This window comes from Pseudomonas sp. BC42, from assembly GCF_021560055.1.
Classification (GTDB): domain Bacteria; phylum Pseudomonadota; class Gammaproteobacteria; order Pseudomonadales; family Pseudomonadaceae; genus Aquipseudomonas.
The window spans coordinates 1,944,279-1,959,707 of the sequence record NZ_CP091067.1 but is presented as its reverse complement, the minus strand read 5'-3'; the positions used below and the strand labels follow the sequence as shown (position 1 = coordinate 1,959,707).

The following is a 15,429-nucleotide window of genomic DNA, read 5'->3' as shown; positions in this document are numbered from 1 at the left end:
ACTGTTTCGCTCAATCAGAGAAGACCTTCTATGGGTGCCTGGCTTAGCAATATCTCGCTGAAATACAAATTCTGGGCGGTCAATGCGGTCGCCTTCGTCACCACCCTGTTATTGGTGCTGTACGCGGTGCAACTGGAGCAGCAGGCCCGTAGTCAGGCCGCCCAGGCCGCAGCCCGGAGCCAGGCCCATCTGCTCAATGCCTGGCCTGCGGGACAGCCCTTGCCCAGTGGCGAGAACCTGTTGGCCTTCTCCCAGGGCCAGACTCCCAGCCTCAACGAACAGGCCTTGCCTGAACTGAACGGCGCCAACGGCTGGGTCGAAATCAATCACATGCCGCTCTTCGGCGACAACCCGCTGCTGGGTGCGGAGGTCGTCAGCCGCGCCAATGGCCAGCAGGTTGCCGTACTGGCCCACGCACCGAGCCTGGCTCAGGTCTTCAGCGACCGCTTCACCCATTACGCCGTGGCCGTCTTCATCCTGATGTTCGCCATGCTTTGCGCCTCGCAGTTGCTGATCCGCTTTCTCCTCAGCCAGCTCAACACCCTCAAGGATGTGATGCTGCATGTGGAGAAAACCGGCGACCTGTCGGCCCGGGTGCCGCTGTCCTGCAAGGACGAAGTCGGCCAGATGGCCAGCGCCTTCAATGCCATGCAGGCCGGTTACCAGCGGGTGGTGAACACCGTGGCCAACACCGCTCGCCAGCTGGATCAGGGCGCCGCGCGCCTGGCCTCGAGCATGAACGATGTGCGTCACGGCATGCTCGGTCAGCAAAGTGAAACCGATCAGGCCGCCACTGCCATCAACGAAATGTCCGCCACCGTCTTCCACATCGCCCAGCACGCCGGCGCCACCCGGGACCTGTCCCAGACCGCCGACACCCTGGCCGGCACCGGCCATGAAGTGGTCGGCCGAGTGCAGAAGTCCATTGCCGGGCTCTCCAACGGCGTGCAGCAAACCGCCGAGATGATTCAAAAGCTCGCGGAAGACAGCCAGAAGATCAACGGCGTGGTCAACGTGATCCACAGCATCGCCGAACAGACCAACCTGTTGGCTCTCAACGCCGCCATCGAAGCCGCCAGAGCCGGCGAAATGGGCCGCGGCTTTGCCGTGGTGGCCGACGAGGTGCGCAATCTGGCCAAACGCGTACAGTCTTCCACCGACGAGATCACCGGCATGGTCGCAGCCTTGCAGGCAGGCACCCGGGACGCCGTGGACTTCATGCAGGAGAGCTCGTTCAAGGCCGACGACTGCGTACAGCAGGCCCAGGAAGCCGGGGCGGCTCTGGCGGAGATCACCGGCGCGGTGGCGCAGATGCGCGAAAGCAATACGCAGATTGCCGTGGCCGCAGAACAACAAAGCCAGGTGGCCGAAGAAATGAACCGGGCGGTGGTGAGCATCCGCGACGTCACCGAAAACACCGTGCAACAGACCGTGGCCTCCGCCACCACCAGCAGTGAACTGGCGACCCTGGCCGGCGAACTGAGCAAGGCCATCGGCCAACTGAAACTCTGATCCCCTGCACATGCCCGCTGGCTATCGGAACGATAGCCAGCCTTGATTCGCCCTCTTACGACCTCGCCCCTATTCTTGGTTCACGAGTTTTCAAGAACTGAGGATGATCACCATGGGCAAACGTCACCCCAATCTTCCGGCCTGGCAATGGCGCGTCTACCCGCAGAGCCACCAGCACCCGACCAATCTGGTGTTGCACCTGATTGCCGTACCGCTGTTCATCGTCGGTTTTCTGCTGATTGTCTCGGGCGTGTTTTCCCTGAGTTTCCTGAGTCTGGCCATCGGCCTGGTCGGTGTATTGGCCGCCCTGGGCCTGCAACGCCACGGCCATAGCCTGGAAGCCCAAGCCGTCGAGCCTTTCACTGATCGCCAGGACGCCGTGCAACGCCTGCTGGTGGAACAGTTTCTGACCTTCCCGCGCTTTGTCCTCAGTGGTGCCTGGTGGCGGGCCTGGTTGCAACGCCACCGGCACTGAGGCCTCAGGCGAAGATGGTCACCGTCTGCCGGCTCAGAGCAATCAGTTGTCCATCGGGACTCCAGAGTGCCGCCGCCGCGTGGCCGTAACCGTCGCGGGCATGTTCGGTTTCCACCCGGTACTTGCACCAGTCCAGGGTGCTGACTGGCAGCAGCGGCTGCACGAACTCGATGGTCCAGGTCAGGGTGCTGCCGGCGGCCGGCTTGCTCAGGTGCGGCAACAAGGCCGGCGGCCAGGCATCCACCAGCGCCAGGATGTGCGCCTCGGTCACGGGTTCTTCCTTGACCTCCCCGCGCAAACGCACCCAGCCGCCCATGTCCCGGGAACGGTTGCCGGTAAAGGGCAAGCCGCCAACGCTCCAGCGCATCGCCAGATGGCGCATGAACTCCGGGGTTACGCCCTTGATGTAGGGCAGCTCCTGGCAGTCATCCCAGTGTTTCATCTCGGGCGCAGGTTCGGCGTCAATCGTCACCGAAGACTCGCGTGAGGCGCCAAAGCTGCCCTGCACCAGGGTCACCACCTGGCCTTCCTGCATCACCCGTCCCAATACCTGGCTGACCGCCTTGCCTTCACGCAGGACATCCACTTCAAAACTGACCGGAACGTCCGGCGCCACGGGCCCGACAAAAGTGACCGCCAAAGAGCGCACCGGGCGGGCGGCCGGAACCTTGGCGCGCATCGCTTCGTACTGCAGGGCGACCACCAGGCCACCGAAACTGGCGCGACCTTGAGCCCACTCGGCCGGAATGGTCAGCGCCTGGGGCTGGCTGCGAACGGCTTCGAGCAAATCATAGAAACGCATGAAAACCTCGGGGGCAAAAAAAAGACTCAGGGATCTTAACCAGCGCCTTAGAGCCGCACAGCCACTATTCCGGCCAAAGCAGCGGACAGATAAGCCGCACAATGACAATCACTTTCGCAAGCAATCGTCGTACAACTGATCCAGCACCTGGTCAGCCGCGGTTTCGGCCTTGAGCATGGTTCGACGCCAGACGGCGACACAGGGCAGCAGATCCGCTTGCTGCTCGGCCTGCGCCAGCCACTGCCAGCAGTCATGCCAATCCCCCAGGGCGCCCTGGGCCGCCTTGAGACGTTTCATCGCCAGCGCCGGCAAACGATCGAGCTCGGGATAGGCATCGGCCGCGTAGCGCACACGCTTGATCAACAGCCGCAAACGATGGCGATCGTGAGCGGGGTCCTGCAGCGCCTTGCCCAGGGCTTTCCACTGCTTGGCCAGGCGCTTCTCAATCCGCACGCGCAAACCTCGGAGCAAACCCTGGCGCTGGCAAGCCCGCAGGAATCGCGGAAACGCATCCAGTACCAGGAACAGCTGGGCCAGCTGGGGTCCGCCAGCCACTGCCGAATACTCCCGGCGCAACTGGGCGGTGCGCCGCTCGGCGGCAAGGTGCTGGCCATGCTGGTGCAGATAAGCCGCCAGTACTTCACGGTCACGAATCGGCGTTGTCAGTTGCCCAACCGCGCCGGCTGCCGCCTCCAACTGCTCGACACCGGGCAAGCCGCGCAACGGGCGCAACAGGCTGCGCAAGCGGCGCACGGTGATGCGCAAGTCGTGCAGCGCCTCGGCATCGGTGGCCGCCGCCATGCGCGCCTGACAAGCCAGCAAGCTCACTTCCAGGCTCAGGATCTGAACCACCAATCGATCAACCAAGGCAGACATCACGGGTTCCCCAATACGACGTGCAAGCCTGAATTCGGCTTATCCAGCTCAAGAATGAAAACGTGGGCCCGTGACTGGCATTGCGCCCGGTCACGGCCCCACGCTATGAGGGTTGCCGCTTCAGCGTAGCGCCTGGCGCGACTCAGCGCCCGGCACGCGACTCGCGAATGTAGAAGCGCGCCTTCTCGGCTTTCTTGGTGCAGCCTTCAAAGGCTTCGAATTGTTGCTGGGTCTTGGCACCGGTCAGCAGCGACAGGGCCTTGGAATAGCTCACGGTGCCAGCGAACCCTTCGGCCTTGGCCAGGTCCAGCTCATGCCAGGCGGCGTCCAGCTGAGTGCCGCAACTGTCACGGTAGGCGGTCTTGCCCGCGCAACCGGTCAGAACCAATGCAATCAGGGGCAAACAGATCCAGGCTTTCATCAATGACACCTCAGGAAAAAGAAACAGTCGTACAGGTTAAGACGATGGCAGCCGCGAAAAGTGCCTGACTCGACCTTTGGAAAATATAGCCGCAGGAGCATAACGTCACCGCCCCATCGCCCCTAGGAAAAAACACTGATGCAAGCCGCAGGCGCATCAGCAATTGAACCCCGGGGCGCTATGGGTGCATTGTTGCAGCCTGTTTGGCGAAGGGACGAATCATGAACAAACGTGTTGCATTGGTCCTCGGCTCAGGAGGCGCACGCGGGTATGCCCATATCGGGGTCATCGAGGAGATCGAAAGACGCGGGTATGACATTGCCTGCATCGCCGGTTGCTCGATGGGCGCGGTGGTGGGCGGCATCTACGCGGCAGGCAAGCTCGCCGAGTACCGGGAATGGATCGAAAGCCTGGACTACCTCGATGTGCTGCGCCTGGTGGACGTGAGCTTCCGCCTGGGGGCGATTCGCGGCGAAAAGGTCTTCGGCCAGATCCGCAAGATCGTCGGTGACGTCAACATCGAAGACCTGCGCATTCCCTACACCGCCGTGGCCACCGACCTCACCAACCAACAGGAGATCTGGTTCCAGGAGGGCTGCCTGCATCAGGCCATGCGCGCCTCGGCGGCCATTCCCAGCCTGTTCACCCCAGTGATGCAGGGCAATCGCATGCTGGTGGACGGCGGCCTGCTCAACCCGCTACCGATCGTGCCGGTGGTGTCCAGTCATTGCGACCTGATCATCGCGGTCAACCTCAACTCCACCAACCAGCGCCATTACCAGTTGCCGGTGATCCAGCGCCCGCCGGCGTTCAAGAGCCGCTTCGACAGCCTGATCAATTCCCTGGGCTCGCACCTGCCGTTCCGCCGCAAGCAGGCCGAGCAACTGTTGCTGCTCGAACAGGAAGCCTTCAAGAGCGAAGCGGCCGACATCAATCCCTGGGTCGAAGGCGCCGAGCCGGAGGCCCAGCAACCGGCGGCCGCACCGGAAACCGAAGGCGCGCCCAAGTCCGCCAGTGGTTCATTCATCATCGACAACGTCGGCCCGGCGTCGCTGCTGGATCTGGTGAACCAGAGCTTCGAGGTGATGCAGACCTCCCTGGCGCAGTACAAGATTGCCGGCTACCCGCCGGACATCCTGATCAACGTGCCCAAGCGCGTGTGCCGGTTCTTCGAGTTCTACAAGGCGCCGGAGCTGATCGCCCTGGGGCGGGAAATCGCCAGCGACACCCTGGACCGCTACGAACAGGAACAGCGCTGAGCCAGCAAGAGCCGAGCCCGACAGCTCAGGAATCGCCGCCCAACAGCCGGTAGCCCACTCCCGCCTCGGTCACGATGAACCGAGGCCGGGTCGGATCGTCCGCCAGTTTCTGCCGCAGATGCCCGACCACGATCCGCAGGTAGTGGCTGTCCTCGGTGTGGGTCGGTCCCCAGATGTCCTTGAGCAACTGCTGCTGGGTGATCACCCGCCCGGGATGCCGTGCCAGCTGCGCCAGCACGGCGTATTCCTTGCGGGTCAGGGCCACTTCAAGACCGTCCAGAAGTACCCGGCGATAGGCCAGGTCCACCGTCAGCGGCCCCACCTGCAAGGCCGCTTCCTGCACCTCGCCGGCGGGCGCCTGGCGCAGCAGGGCGCGGATGCGTGCCAGGAACTCCTGGATGCCGAAGGGTTTGGTCACGTAGTCATTGGCGCCGCCATCCAGGGCTTCGACCTTCTGCACTTCGCTGGCGCGCACCGAAAGCACCAGCACCGGCACCGTCGACCACTCGCGAAACTCGCGCAGGACCTGCTGGCCATCCATGTCCGGCAGCCCCAGATCGAGCACCAGCAGGTCCGGTTTGTTCAGCGCCGCCTGGGCCAGGCCTTCGGCACCGGCTCCGGCTTCAATCACTTTGTATCCTTGTGACGCCAGGCTGATGCGCAGGAACTTGCGGATCTGCGGCTCGTCGTCGATGACCAGGATGGTCGCGGTCTGGCTCATGGGTTCAATTCAAGGCAAATAAGAGGCAAAAGAGTAGCGCACGCCGGGCCACATCCAAATGGCCTTCGTGCGCACTGGCAGTGTTGCGGATCACGGCTTGTCACAGGTCGTTCTCCAGCTCCGGCTGGGTCTGCAGCGGCAGGTGCAAGGTGATGCAAGTGCCCTGGCCGTCGATGCCTTCGGCGACGCTGATATGCCCGCCATGGGCGCCGACCATGCCCTGACAGATCGCCAGCCCCAGGCCCGTGCCCTGCCCGCCACGATCGCCGCGGGCGGAGGTGTAGAACATGTCGAAGATCTTCGCCCGCTCCTCCTCGGGAATCCCCGGCCCCTCGTCGCTGACGGCAAAGCTCAACTCCCCCTCACCGGCACTGACTTTCAGCTGCAAACGCCCTTGGGGCGGCGAGAAGCGTGCGGCGTTTTCCAGGACATTGACCAGCGCCTGCTCGATCAGGGCCGCATGGACATAGAGCAGCGGCAGGTCCGGCGGCAGCTCGGTGCTCACCCGCAACGGCGCCAGCACCACCCGCAGACGGTTGAGGGCACTGCCGACTATGTCCCCCGGCGCCACCCAGTCCCGGGCCAGCTTCAACGCACCATGCCCAAGCCGGGTCATGTCCAGCAGGTTCTGGATATAGCGATCCAGGCGCTCGGCTTCATCCCGCGTCCCTTCGAGCAATTCGCGCCGATCTTCCAGGGGGATCGCCTCCCCCAGGGCCAGCAGGCTGTCGATACTGCCGCGCATCGACGTCAGCGGCGTGCGCAGGTCGTGAGACACCGAGGCCAGCAAGGCACTGCGCAACTGTTCGGTTTCGCCGTGCAGGCGCGCCGCCTCCAGGTCCTCGGCCAGACGCGCCCGGGCCAGGGCCTGGGCCAGGGGCTGGCTGAGGGCCGTGAGCAAGCGCCGGCGCTGACCGCTGAACTCCTCGCCTTCCCTGGGGCACACGCCCAACAGCCCCAGGGGACCGTCGTCCACCGAGAGCGGCCACCACCACCAGCGTCCGAATGGCAGGGTCCCGGTGCCCAGGCCCGCCGGTTGATCATGCTGCCAGGCCCAGTCCGCCGCGGCCCGCTCGGCCTCGGAAAACTGCAGCGAACCGCCGGTCTCGACTTTCCAGCCGCCCTGCCCGTCGCGATTGAGCAGGCAGATGCGCAATTCATCGCGACCGTGCAGGTGCTGGGCTGCGGCGCTGATCACCGCCTGCCGATCGGTGGCGGCCGTGAGCTTGCGCGACAGATCGAGCAACTCGCCGGTTTCCTCCTGGGTTTCACGCAGCGCCTGCAGCTGCCGCCGCTGGCGCGCCGCCAGGTTGCCGGTGAGCGCCGCCATGAGCAGGAAGAACAACAGGGTCAGCACATCCTCTTCACGTTGGATGGCAAACGAGAAACTGGGCGGGATAAACAGAAAGTCATAGGCCAAAAACGACAGCGCGGCGCAGGCCAGGGCCGGCCCCAGGCTGCTGCGCACCGCCACCAGCAACACCGCGGCGAGAAACACCAGCGAGATGTTCGGCAGCGGCAGGACACTGGCCACCCCCCAGGCCAGGGCACTGGCCAGAACGGTGGCCAACAGCGCCAGGCCATAGTCGAACCACTGCAGGGAATGCTGGCTGCGCAAGCCCGGCTGATGCGGCAGAGGATCGGTGTCCAGGACATTGATCTCCAGGCCCTCGGCGTTGCGCAACAGGCGCGCCGCCAGGCCGCCGCCAAACCAGCGCCGACGCCAGCGACGACTGGACTGCCCCACCAGCAGCAAACTGGCACGGCGTTCGGCGGCGTGCTGGATCAAGGTCTTGGCCACCTCGCCGGCGCGCAGCAGCACCACCTCCCCGCCCAGGCGCTCAGCCAGTTGCTGCGCCGCCTGCAACCGCAGGCGCGATTGCTCGTCCTGCAGCCGGCCATTGTCCACATGCACCAGGCTCCAGGGCAGGTGCCGACGCTGGGCCACGCGACTGGCATGGCGCACCAGGCGCTCGGCCTGGGCATCGCCGTCAATGCCCACCAGCAAACGCCCCCGCACCGCCGGCGCCGCCTGGCCAAGCTGGCGGTAGCCCAGGGCCAGGTCGTTATCCACCTGGGCCGCGGCGGTCTGCATCGCCAACTCGCGCAAGGCGGTGAGATTGGTCTGGGTAAAGAACGCATCGATGGCCGCCCGCGCCTGCTCCGGCACATAGACCTTGCCGTCCCGCAGGCGCTCCAGCAGCTCTCGTGGCGGCAGGTCAACCAGCAGCAGTTCATAGGCTTCCTGCAGCACCCAGTCGGGCAGGGTTTCACGCACCTGGACCCCGGTGATGCCGCGGACCTGATCATTCAGGCTTTCCAGGTGCTGGACATTGACCGTGGTGAACACGTCGATGCCGGCCGCCAGCAGTTCCTGAATATCCTGCCAGCGCTTGGCGTGCCGACTGCCGGGGGCATTGCTGTGGGCCAGCTCATCCACCAGCACCAGCTTGGGCTTGGCCTTGAGCAGGCCGTCCAGGTCCATTTCCTCGAGCATCACCCCGCGGTATTCCGAACGCACCAGGGGCTGCTGCGGCAAACCGGCCAGCAGCGCCTCGGTCTCGGCGCGCCCGTGGGTTTCCACCACCCCGGCGAGCACCTTGACCCCTTGGCGCAGTTGCGTGTGGGCAGCCTGGAGCATGGCGTAGGTCTTGCCGACGCCGGGAGCGGCACCGAGGAAGACCTTGAGCCGGCCACGACCGTCACGGGGCAGTTCAGCGAGCAGCGCATCGGCGCGACCGGAATCACTCATGGGGTATCTCTCTGCAACGAAACATTCAATTCACCAGGCACTCTAGCTGCCGCCGCCGGCGCCAGCGCTTACAACTGGTCCAGGGCTTGATTCAGGGTCAGCACATTGACCACCGGTGGCCCCACCAGGGGCCGCTGGGTATGTGCCGCCACCAGGGCCCGCAGCTGGTCCGCCGGCAGATTGCGCGCCGCCGCGACCCGCGCCAGTTGATAGTCAATTGCCTCGGGTGGCAAGTGCGGATCAAGGCCGCTGCCCGAGGTGGTGAGCAGGGCCAGGGGCACCGGGCCCTGACCCGCAACCTGGAGCTTGCGGGCATCGTCGATCACCCGGGTGGCCAGGGCCGGGTTGCTCGGCGCCAGGTTGCTGGCAGAGCTGGATACCGTGGCAAAGGCCCCCGCCGAAGGGCGCGGATGGAACCAGGCATCGCCGACAAAATCCTGGGCAATCAGGGCCGAGCCCCGCACCTTGCCCTCGGCATCACGCACCAGGCTGCCGTTGGCCTGGTCCGCAAACGCGACCTGGGCCACTCCAGTGACCACCAGCGGATAAGCCACGCCGGTGATCAGGGTCATCAACACCATCAGGCTCAAGGCCGGACGCAATACGCTAGTCATTTCTCATTCCTCGATTCATTCGGTCACGTGCAGGGGCCGGCTGCCGGCGATCAGGTCGCAAACCTTGCTGCGTCCTGCGCCGGCCAGCGGCGGGCTACACCAGGTGCAGCGCGGTCAGCAGCATGTCGATCAGCTTGATCCCGACAAAGGGCACCACTATCCCGCCCACGCCATAGACCAGCAGGTTGCGCCGCAGCAGGTGAGCGGCGCTGGCCGCCTGGACCCGCACGCCACGCAGCGCCAGGGGGATCAGCACCACGATGATCAGGGCGTTGAACACGATCGCCGAAAGGATCGCGCTCTGCGGGCTGGTCAGTTGCATGATGTTGAGCACGCCCAGCTGTGGATAAATCGCCGCGAACAACGCCGGCAGAATGGCGAAGTACTTGGCCACGTCGTTGGCAATGGAAAAGGTGGTCAGGGCGCCACGGGTCACCAGCAGCTCCTTGCCGATCTGCACCACGTCCAGCAGCTTGGTCGGATCGCTGTCCAGGTCGACCATGTTGGCCGCCTCGCGGGCCGCCTGGGTGCCGTCGTTCATCGCCATGCCGACATCGGCCTGGGCCAGTGCCGGGGCGTCGTTGGCGCCGTCGCCGCACATGGCCACCAGACGCCCGTCATTCTGCTCATGACGGATGCGCGCCAGTTTCTTTTCCGGCGTGGCCTCGGCCAGCACATCATCGACCCCGGCCTCCGCCGCGATGGCGGCGGCGGTCAGCGGGTTGTCGCCGGTGACCATGACGGTGCGGATCCCCAGCTTGCGCAACTCGGCGAAACGCTCGCGGATACCGGGCTTGACCACGTCCTTGAGGTGAATGGCGCCGAGCATCCGGCCTTCGCCACAGACCAGCAGCGGCGTGCCGCCGCTCTGGGCGATCTTGTCGATCTCCCGGGACAGGGCCGGGGCCAGGTCGCGGCGCTCCAGGCCGACGAAACTCAGTACCGAATCCACCGCGCCCTTGCGATAGATCCGCCTCTGGTAGTCGACGCCGGAAAGGCGGGTTTCCGCACTGAACGGCACGGCGGTCAACACATCGCTGGTCGGCTCGGGCTGTGGATAAAGTTCGCGCAGGTACTCGACGATGGATTTGCCTTCGGCGGTGTCATCCGCCAGGGAGGCCAGCAAGGCCGCCTCCGCCAGTTCCCGGGCGTTGACCCCGGGAGCCGGGTGGATGGCGCTGCAACGACGGTTGCCGAAGGTGATGGTGCCGGTCTTGTCCAGCAACAGCACGTGCACGTCCCCTGCCGCTTCCACCGCACGACCGGATTTGGCGATCACGTTCAGGCGCACCAGTCGGTCCATCCCGGCGATCCCGATCGCCGACAGAAGGCCGCCAATGGTGGTGGGGATCAGGGTCACCAGCAACGCCACCAGGAACACCAGCGGCAGGCTGCCATTGGCGAAGTGGGCGAACGGCTGCAGGGTCACTACCACCAGCAGGAAAATCAGGGTCAAGCCGATCAGCAAGATGTCCAGGGCCACTTCATTGGGGGTCTTCTGCCGCTTGGCGCCCTCCACCAGGGCAATCATGCGATCCAGGGTCGACTCTCCGGGGTTACTGGTGATGCGCACCAGCAGCCAGTCGGAAACCAACCGGGTATTGCCGGTCACCGCCGAACGATCCCCACCGGATTCGCGGATCACCGGCGCCGACTCACCAGTAATCGCCGCCTCGTTGACCGCGGCGATGCCCTCGATCACCTCACCGTCCCCGGGGATCATTTCCCCGGCTTCGACTCGAACCACATCGCCTTTGCGCAGTTGGGTCGCCGGCACCAGCTGATAGCCGCCATCGGCGCTCCGGCGCCGGGCGCTCAAGCCCTCGCTACCGGCCTTGAGGCTGTCGGCGCGAGCCTTGCCCCGACCTTCGGCCAGGGCTTCGGCGAAGTTGGCAAACAGCACCGTGAACCACAGCCACAGGGCGATCTGGGCAGCGACGAAAGTCGGCACCGCGGTGTCCGGCACGAAACACAGCACGGTGGTCAGGAGCGCCGTCAACTCCACCACCAGCATCACCGGCGAGCGCTGCAACTGGCGCGGATCGAGCTTGACGAAGGCCTGGATCAGCGCCGGACGCCACAGGGCCGAGATCGCGGTGCCCGACGCTTCGGCCTTGGCCGGCTTGGTCTTGGCGGGCGCATCGGCAGCCTTGTTTGAGACAGGAACATGCATATTCATCATCAGGTCCTCAGAAGCCCATGCTCAGGTGTTCGGCGATAGGGCCCAGCGCCAGGGTCGGCAGGAAGGTCAGCCCCCCCACCAGCAAAATGGTCACGGTCAGCAAGGCCACGAACAACGGGCCATGGGTGGGGAAACTGTTCAGGCCGATGGGCGCGGTTTTCTTCAAGCCCAGGCTGCCGGCCAGGGCCAGCACCGGCAGGATGTAGCCGAAACGCCCGATCAGCATGCCCAGGCCCAGCATCAGGTTGTGGAACGGGGTATTGGCGCTGAAGCCGCCAAATGCCGAACCGTTGTTGGCGCTGGCCGAGGTGTAGGCGTACAGCAACTGGCTGAAGCCGTGGGGCCCCGGGTTGCTGATGGCAGCGGCCGGACCCGGCAGGCTGGCAGCCAGGGCGCCCAGGACCAGTACGCCGATGGGCATCACCATCAGGGTCACCACCAACAGTTGCACTTCCTTGGCCTGAAGCTTCTTGCCCAGGTATTCCGGGGTGCGGCCGATCATCAATCCAGCCAGGAACACCGCAATCAGCACGTTCAGCAGCATGCCGTAGAGACCAGCCCCCACGCCGCCGAAGATCACTTCGCCGACCATCATGTTGATCAGCGCCACCATGCCACTGAGCGGGTTGAGGCTGTCATGCATGCCGTTTACCGAGCCATTGGAGGCGGCGGTGGTGGTCACCGACCAGAGCACCGTGGCAGTGGTGCCGAAGCGTGCCTCCTTGCCTTCCAGAGGGGCGGTCTGTTCTACCGCAGCGTTCTGCAACGCCGGGTTGGGCTGATATTCGGCCCACAGCGAGGTGGCGCCGCCGATCAGGAACAGGGCGAACATGCAGGCGATGATGGCGCGGCTCTGGCGCAGGTCCTTGACGTAATGGCCGAAGGTAAACACCAGGGCCACCGGAATCAGGATGATCGACACCAGTTCCAGCAGGTTGCTCCAGGCGGTGGGGTTCTCGAAGGGATGCGCCGAATTGACGCCGAAGAAGCCGCCGCCGTTGGTGCCCAGCTGCTTGATGGCGATCTGGCTGGCTGCCGGGCCCAGGGGGATCACCTGCTCGTTGCCTTGCAGGGTCAGGGCGTCCACGTAATGGGCAAAGGTCTGGGGCACGCCCTGCCAGACCAGGAACAGGGCCAGCAGCAGGCACAGGGGCAGCAGGCCATAAAGGGTCGCGCGGGTCATGTCGACCCAGAAATTGCCCAGGGTGCGAACCGAACGCCGGCCGATGCCGCGGCACAGGGCAACCAGCACCGCCAGGCCGGTGGCCGCACTGACGAAGTTCTGCACGGTCAGGCCCACCATCTGACTGAGGTAGCTCAGGGAGGCTTCACCGCTGTAGGACTGCCAGTTGGTATTGGTCATGAAACTGACCGCCGTGTTGAACGCCAGGGTCCATTCCTGCCCAGGAAGATGCTGCGGGTTGAGCGGCAAGTGATCCTGGAACAGCAGGATGGCGAACAGCAGGACAAAGCCGGCAAGGTTGAACGCCAGCAGGGCCAGGGCGTATTTCTGCCAGCTCTGCTCCACCTGCGGATCGACCCCGGAAACCCGGTAACAGACACGCTCCACCGGCCCCAGCAGCGGCGTCAGCCAGGTACGCTGGCCTTCCATGACCCGGTAGTAGAAACGTCCCAGCCAGGGCGCCGGCAACAGCACCAGGGCGAAAAAGGCCAGGATCAGCCAATAGTCATAACTGTGCATAACCGCAGCTCCTAGTTCCGGTCCGCGCGCAACAGCGCAACCAGTAGATAAACGAACAGGCCCACTGCCAGCAGCAGCGATACCGCGTCCAGAATGTTCATGGAATGTCTCCGAGGTACGGCGATTGCCGCGAATGCCGTCATTGTCCGCAGGGTCCCTGTAAAGGAACGAGATCGACGGGGTGGGCAGCCCATAAAGAAAGCGTAAAGACTGGGTTGGCGCGCACGGTGGCAGGACGGGCCTGAGAGGCCAACAGCGGTCGTGCCCCAAAAAGAAGCGCGAGGACAGCGCGGGTGGAAGGGAATCAGCGGCGAAAAAGCGGGAAATATCCTCGATACGACAGCTTTCCCGACTTTACGACGCGGGTTGCTGGGCTGGCACGGCTGCTGCAGCGGCCTGTCCCGAGCACTGTCAACCGTTCAGGGAGCCACCGATGAACACACAACTCAAACCCACCTTGGGCACGCTGCATTTATGGGGAATCGCGGTTGGCCTGGTGATTTCCGGAGAATATTTCGGCTGGAGCTATGGCTGGGGGGTCGCCGGGACCCTGGGCTTTTTGCTGACCTCCTTACTGGTCGCAACCATGTATACCTGCTTTATATTCAGTTTCACCGAGCTGACCACCGCCATTCCCCATGCGGGAGGCCCGTTTGCCTACAGCCGTCGCGCCTTCGGCGAGAAAGGCGGCTTGATCGCCGGATTGGCCACCCTGATCGAATTCGTCTTCGCCCCACCGGCCATCGCCCTGGCGATTGGAGCCTATCTGAATGTGCAGTTTCCGGCGCTGGACCCCAAGCACGCTGCGGTGGGCGCTTACATCGTCTTCATGGGCCTGAATATTCTCGGGGTGAAACTGGCGGCCACCTTCGAGCTGGTGGTCTGTGTGTTGGCGGTGGCGGAACTCCTGGTCTTCATGGGGGTGGTGGCCCCGGCCTTCAGCTTCAGCAACTTTGCCCTCAATGGCTGGGCCGGTGCCGACACCTTCGGCGCTCCGGCGATCGCCGGGATGTTCGCCGCGATTCCCTTCGCCATCTGGTTCTTCCTGGCCATCGAGGGCGCCGCCATGGCCGCCGAGGAAGCCAAGGATCCCAAGCGCACCATTCCCAAGGCCTATATCAGCGGCATTCTGACCCTGGTGCTGCTGGCCATGGGTGTCATGTTCTTCGCCGGCGGCGTGGGCGACTGGCGCACCCTGTCGAACATCAACGATCCTTTGCCCCAGGCAATGAAGGCGGTGGTCGGCGACAGTTCCGGCTGGCTGCACATGCTGGTGTGGATCGGTCTGTTCGGACTGGTCGCCAGTTTTCACGGGATCATCCTCGGCTATTCGCGGCAGTTCTTCGCCCTGGCCCGGGCCGGTTACCTGCCCGCTTCCCTGGCCAGGCTGTCGCGCTTTCAAACACCGCACCGAGCAATCATCGCCGGCGGCCTGATCGGCATCGCCGCGATCTACAGCGACGGCCTGATCAACCTGGGCGGCATGACCCTCACCGCAGCGATGATCACCATGGCCGTGTTCGGCGCCATCGTGATGTACATCATGAGCATGCTCAGCCTGTTCAAACTGCGCCGGGCCGAACCGAACCTGCCACGCAGCTTTCGTGCTCCTGGCTATCCGCTGATACCGGGGATCGCCCTGGTCTTGGCCGTGGTGTGCCTGATAGCCATGGCCTGGTTCAACGCCCTGATCGGCCTGATCTTCCTGGCTTTCATGGTGCTGGGCTTCATCTACTTCCAACTCACCGCACAACTGCGGGCCAATGCTCCGGCGGATGCCATGCTCACCGGGCTGTAAGCATCAGTCGCCACTGGCCAGGGCAATCGGGCATACAATGGAACCCCTGCGCAGTGCTTTAACTCAAAGCATTACAGGCCGTGCCGAGGATGAACCTTCGTCCTCGGGAACTGCCGTTCAAGGAGAGTCCTATGCCCTGGTATGCCTGGTTGATCCTGGTGGTTGCTATCGGTTCGATCGTCGGCGGCTTGATGCTGCTGCGCGACACCGCCAACAAGGTGGAGTTGACCGATGAGCAGCGTAAACGCGTGGCGCAACGCAACGCGGAAATGGATGCCAAGGAAGCACGAGATCGTTGATCCCCAGCCCCTTCAC

At 64.4% G+C, this 15,429-nt stretch carries 14 protein-coding genes; 5 read left to right on the top strand and 9 right to left on the bottom strand.

Annotated elements, in window-relative coordinates:
* Nucleotides 1-30: 30 nt before the first annotated feature.
* Together L1O02_RS09335 and L1O02_RS09330 are read left to right on the top strand one after the other, a co-directional pair.
* On the top strand, nt 31-1,512 hold the full coding sequence (locus tag L1O02_RS09335; RefSeq protein WP_108546070.1) for a methyl-accepting chemotaxis protein: 1,482 nt from the start codon (nt 31-33) through the stop codon (nt 1,510-1,512).
* Nucleotides 1,513-1,624: 112 nt separating this feature from the next.
* Nucleotides 1,625-1,987 (top strand): terminase, encoded by a 363-nt coding sequence (locus L1O02_RS09330; RefSeq protein ID WP_060841993.1) that lies wholly within the window; start codon nt 1,625-1,627, stop codon nt 1,985-1,987.
* Between the two features lie 4 nt (nt 1,988-1,991).
* Here L1O02_RS09330 and L1O02_RS09325 read toward each other — a convergent pair whose 3' ends face one another.
* The 3 genes from L1O02_RS09325 to L1O02_RS09315 all read right to left on the bottom strand — a co-directional run bounded on the left by L1O02_RS09325 (nt 1,992) and on the right by L1O02_RS09315 (nt 4,086).
* Nucleotides 1,992-2,789 (bottom strand): thioesterase family protein, encoded by a 798-nt coding sequence (locus L1O02_RS09325; RefSeq protein ID WP_108546071.1) that lies wholly within the window; start codon nt 2,787-2,789, stop codon nt 1,992-1,994.
* A 108-nt stretch (nt 2,790-2,897) separates the two neighbouring features.
* A complete protein-coding gene (locus L1O02_RS09320; protein WP_060844291.1) occupies nt 2,898-3,665 on the bottom strand; it encodes a CHAD domain-containing protein in 768 nt (255 codons plus the stop codon).
* Between the two features lie 142 nt (nt 3,666-3,807).
* Nucleotides 3,808-4,086, bottom strand: coding sequence for a hypothetical protein (locus L1O02_RS09315; protein ID WP_016964073.1), 279 nt, complete (start codon nt 4,084-4,086; stop codon nt 3,808-3,810).
* Nucleotides 4,087-4,307: 221 nt separating this feature from the next.
* Between L1O02_RS09315 and L1O02_RS09310 the strand changes: the two genes are divergently transcribed.
* Entirely contained in the window at nt 4,308-5,345 is a 1,038-nt protein-coding gene (locus L1O02_RS09310) for a patatin-like phospholipase family protein (protein WP_060840437.1), read from the top strand.
* A gap of 25 nt (nt 5,346-5,370) precedes the next feature.
* On the opposite strand, the gene L1O02_RS09305 is transcribed toward L1O02_RS09310, so the two are convergent.
* The 6 genes from L1O02_RS09305 to kdpF form a co-directional block, all read right to left on the bottom strand.
* Nucleotides 5,371-6,066, bottom strand: coding sequence for a response regulator (locus L1O02_RS09305; protein WP_060840438.1), 696 nt, complete (start codon nt 6,064-6,066; stop codon nt 5,371-5,373).
* Nucleotides 6,067-6,166: 100 nt separating this feature from the next.
* On the bottom strand, nt 6,167-8,818 hold the full coding sequence (locus L1O02_RS09300; protein WP_060840439.1) for a sensor histidine kinase KdpD: 2,652 nt from the start codon (nt 8,816-8,818) through the stop codon (nt 6,167-6,169).
* A 68-nt stretch (nt 8,819-8,886) separates the two neighbouring features.
* Entirely contained in the window at nt 8,887-9,432 is a 546-nt protein-coding gene (gene kdpC, locus L1O02_RS09295; RefSeq protein ID WP_060844293.1) for a potassium-transporting ATPase subunit KdpC, read from the bottom strand.
* 94 nt (nt 9,433-9,526) lie between these two features.
* Nucleotides 9,527-11,611 carry a potassium-transporting ATPase subunit KdpB gene (gene kdpB, locus L1O02_RS09290; RefSeq protein ID WP_235759790.1) on the bottom strand — a complete coding sequence of 695 codons (2,085 nt, stop codon included), beginning with the start codon at nt 11,609-11,611 and terminating at the stop codon, nt 9,527-9,529.
* A gap of 10 nt (nt 11,612-11,621) precedes the next feature.
* Nucleotides 11,622-13,316, bottom strand: a complete 1,695-nt coding sequence (gene kdpA / locus L1O02_RS09285) for a potassium-transporting ATPase subunit KdpA (protein WP_129406367.1) — start codon at nt 13,314-13,316, stop codon at nt 11,622-11,624.
* An 11-nt stretch (nt 13,317-13,327) separates the two neighbouring features.
* A complete protein-coding gene (gene kdpF / locus L1O02_RS09280; RefSeq protein ID WP_016964080.1) occupies nt 13,328-13,417 on the bottom strand; it encodes a K(+)-transporting ATPase subunit F in 90 nt (29 codons plus the stop codon).
* A 332-nt stretch (nt 13,418-13,749) separates the two neighbouring features.
* Between kdpF and eat the strand changes: the two genes are divergently transcribed.
* Together eat and L1O02_RS09270 are read left to right on the top strand one after the other, a co-directional pair.
* Nucleotides 13,750-15,114, top strand: coding sequence for an ethanolamine permease (eat, locus tag L1O02_RS09275; protein WP_235759789.1), 1,365 nt, complete (start codon nt 13,750-13,752; stop codon nt 15,112-15,114).
* A 131-nt stretch (nt 15,115-15,245) separates the two neighbouring features.
* Nucleotides 15,246-15,413, top strand: a complete 168-nt coding sequence (locus L1O02_RS09270) for a DUF2897 family protein (RefSeq protein WP_082729282.1) — start codon at nt 15,246-15,248, stop codon at nt 15,411-15,413.
* The last annotated feature ends 16 nt before the right edge of the window (nt 15,414-15,429 follow it).

Bases quoted from the DNA above. Each gene is read 5' to 3' on its own strand.
- L1O02_RS09330 (WP_060841993.1), top strand. From the start codon at position 1,625: ATGGGCAAACGTCACCCCAATCTTCCGGCCTGGCAATGGCGCGTCTAC.
- L1O02_RS09315 (WP_016964073.1), bottom strand. From the start codon at position 4,086: ATGAAAGCCTGGATCTGTTTGCCCCTGATTGCATTGGTTCTGACCGGT.
- L1O02_RS09335 (WP_108546070.1), top strand. From the start codon at position 31: ATGGGTGCCTGGCTTAGCAATATCTCGCTGAAATACAAATTCTGGGCG.
- L1O02_RS09310 (WP_060840437.1), top strand. From the start codon at position 4,308: ATGAACAAACGTGTTGCATTGGTCCTCGGCTCAGGAGGCGCACGCGGG.
- kdpF (WP_016964080.1), bottom strand. From the start codon at position 13,417: ATGAACATTCTGGACGCGGTATCGCTGCTGCTGGCAGTGGGCCTGTTC.
- L1O02_RS09300 (WP_060840439.1), bottom strand. From the start codon at position 8,818: ATGAGTGATTCCGGTCGCGCCGATGCGCTGCTCGCTGAACTGCCCCGT.
- kdpC (WP_060844293.1), bottom strand. From the start codon at position 9,432: ATGACTAGCGTATTGCGTCCGGCCTTGAGCCTGATGGTGTTGATGACC.
- L1O02_RS09325 (WP_108546071.1), bottom strand. From the start codon at position 2,789: ATGCGTTTCTATGATTTGCTCGAAGCCGTTCGCAGCCAGCCCCAGGCG.
- kdpB (WP_235759790.1), bottom strand. From the start codon at position 11,611: ATGAATATGCATGTTCCTGTCTCAAACAAGGCTGCCGATGCGCCCGCC.
- L1O02_RS09305 (WP_060840438.1), bottom strand. From the start codon at position 6,066: ATGAGCCAGACCGCGACCATCCTGGTCATCGACGACGAGCCGCAGATC.
- eat (WP_235759789.1), top strand. From the start codon at position 13,750: ATGAACACACAACTCAAACCCACCTTGGGCACGCTGCATTTATGGGGA.
- kdpA (WP_129406367.1), bottom strand. From the start codon at position 13,316: ATGCACAGTTATGACTATTGGCTGATCCTGGCCTTTTTCGCCCTGGTG.
- L1O02_RS09320 (WP_060844291.1), bottom strand. From the start codon at position 3,665: ATGTCTGCCTTGGTTGATCGATTGGTGGTTCAGATCCTGAGCCTGGAA.
- L1O02_RS09270 (WP_082729282.1), top strand. From the start codon at position 15,246: ATGCCCTGGTATGCCTGGTTGATCCTGGTGGTTGCTATCGGTTCGATC.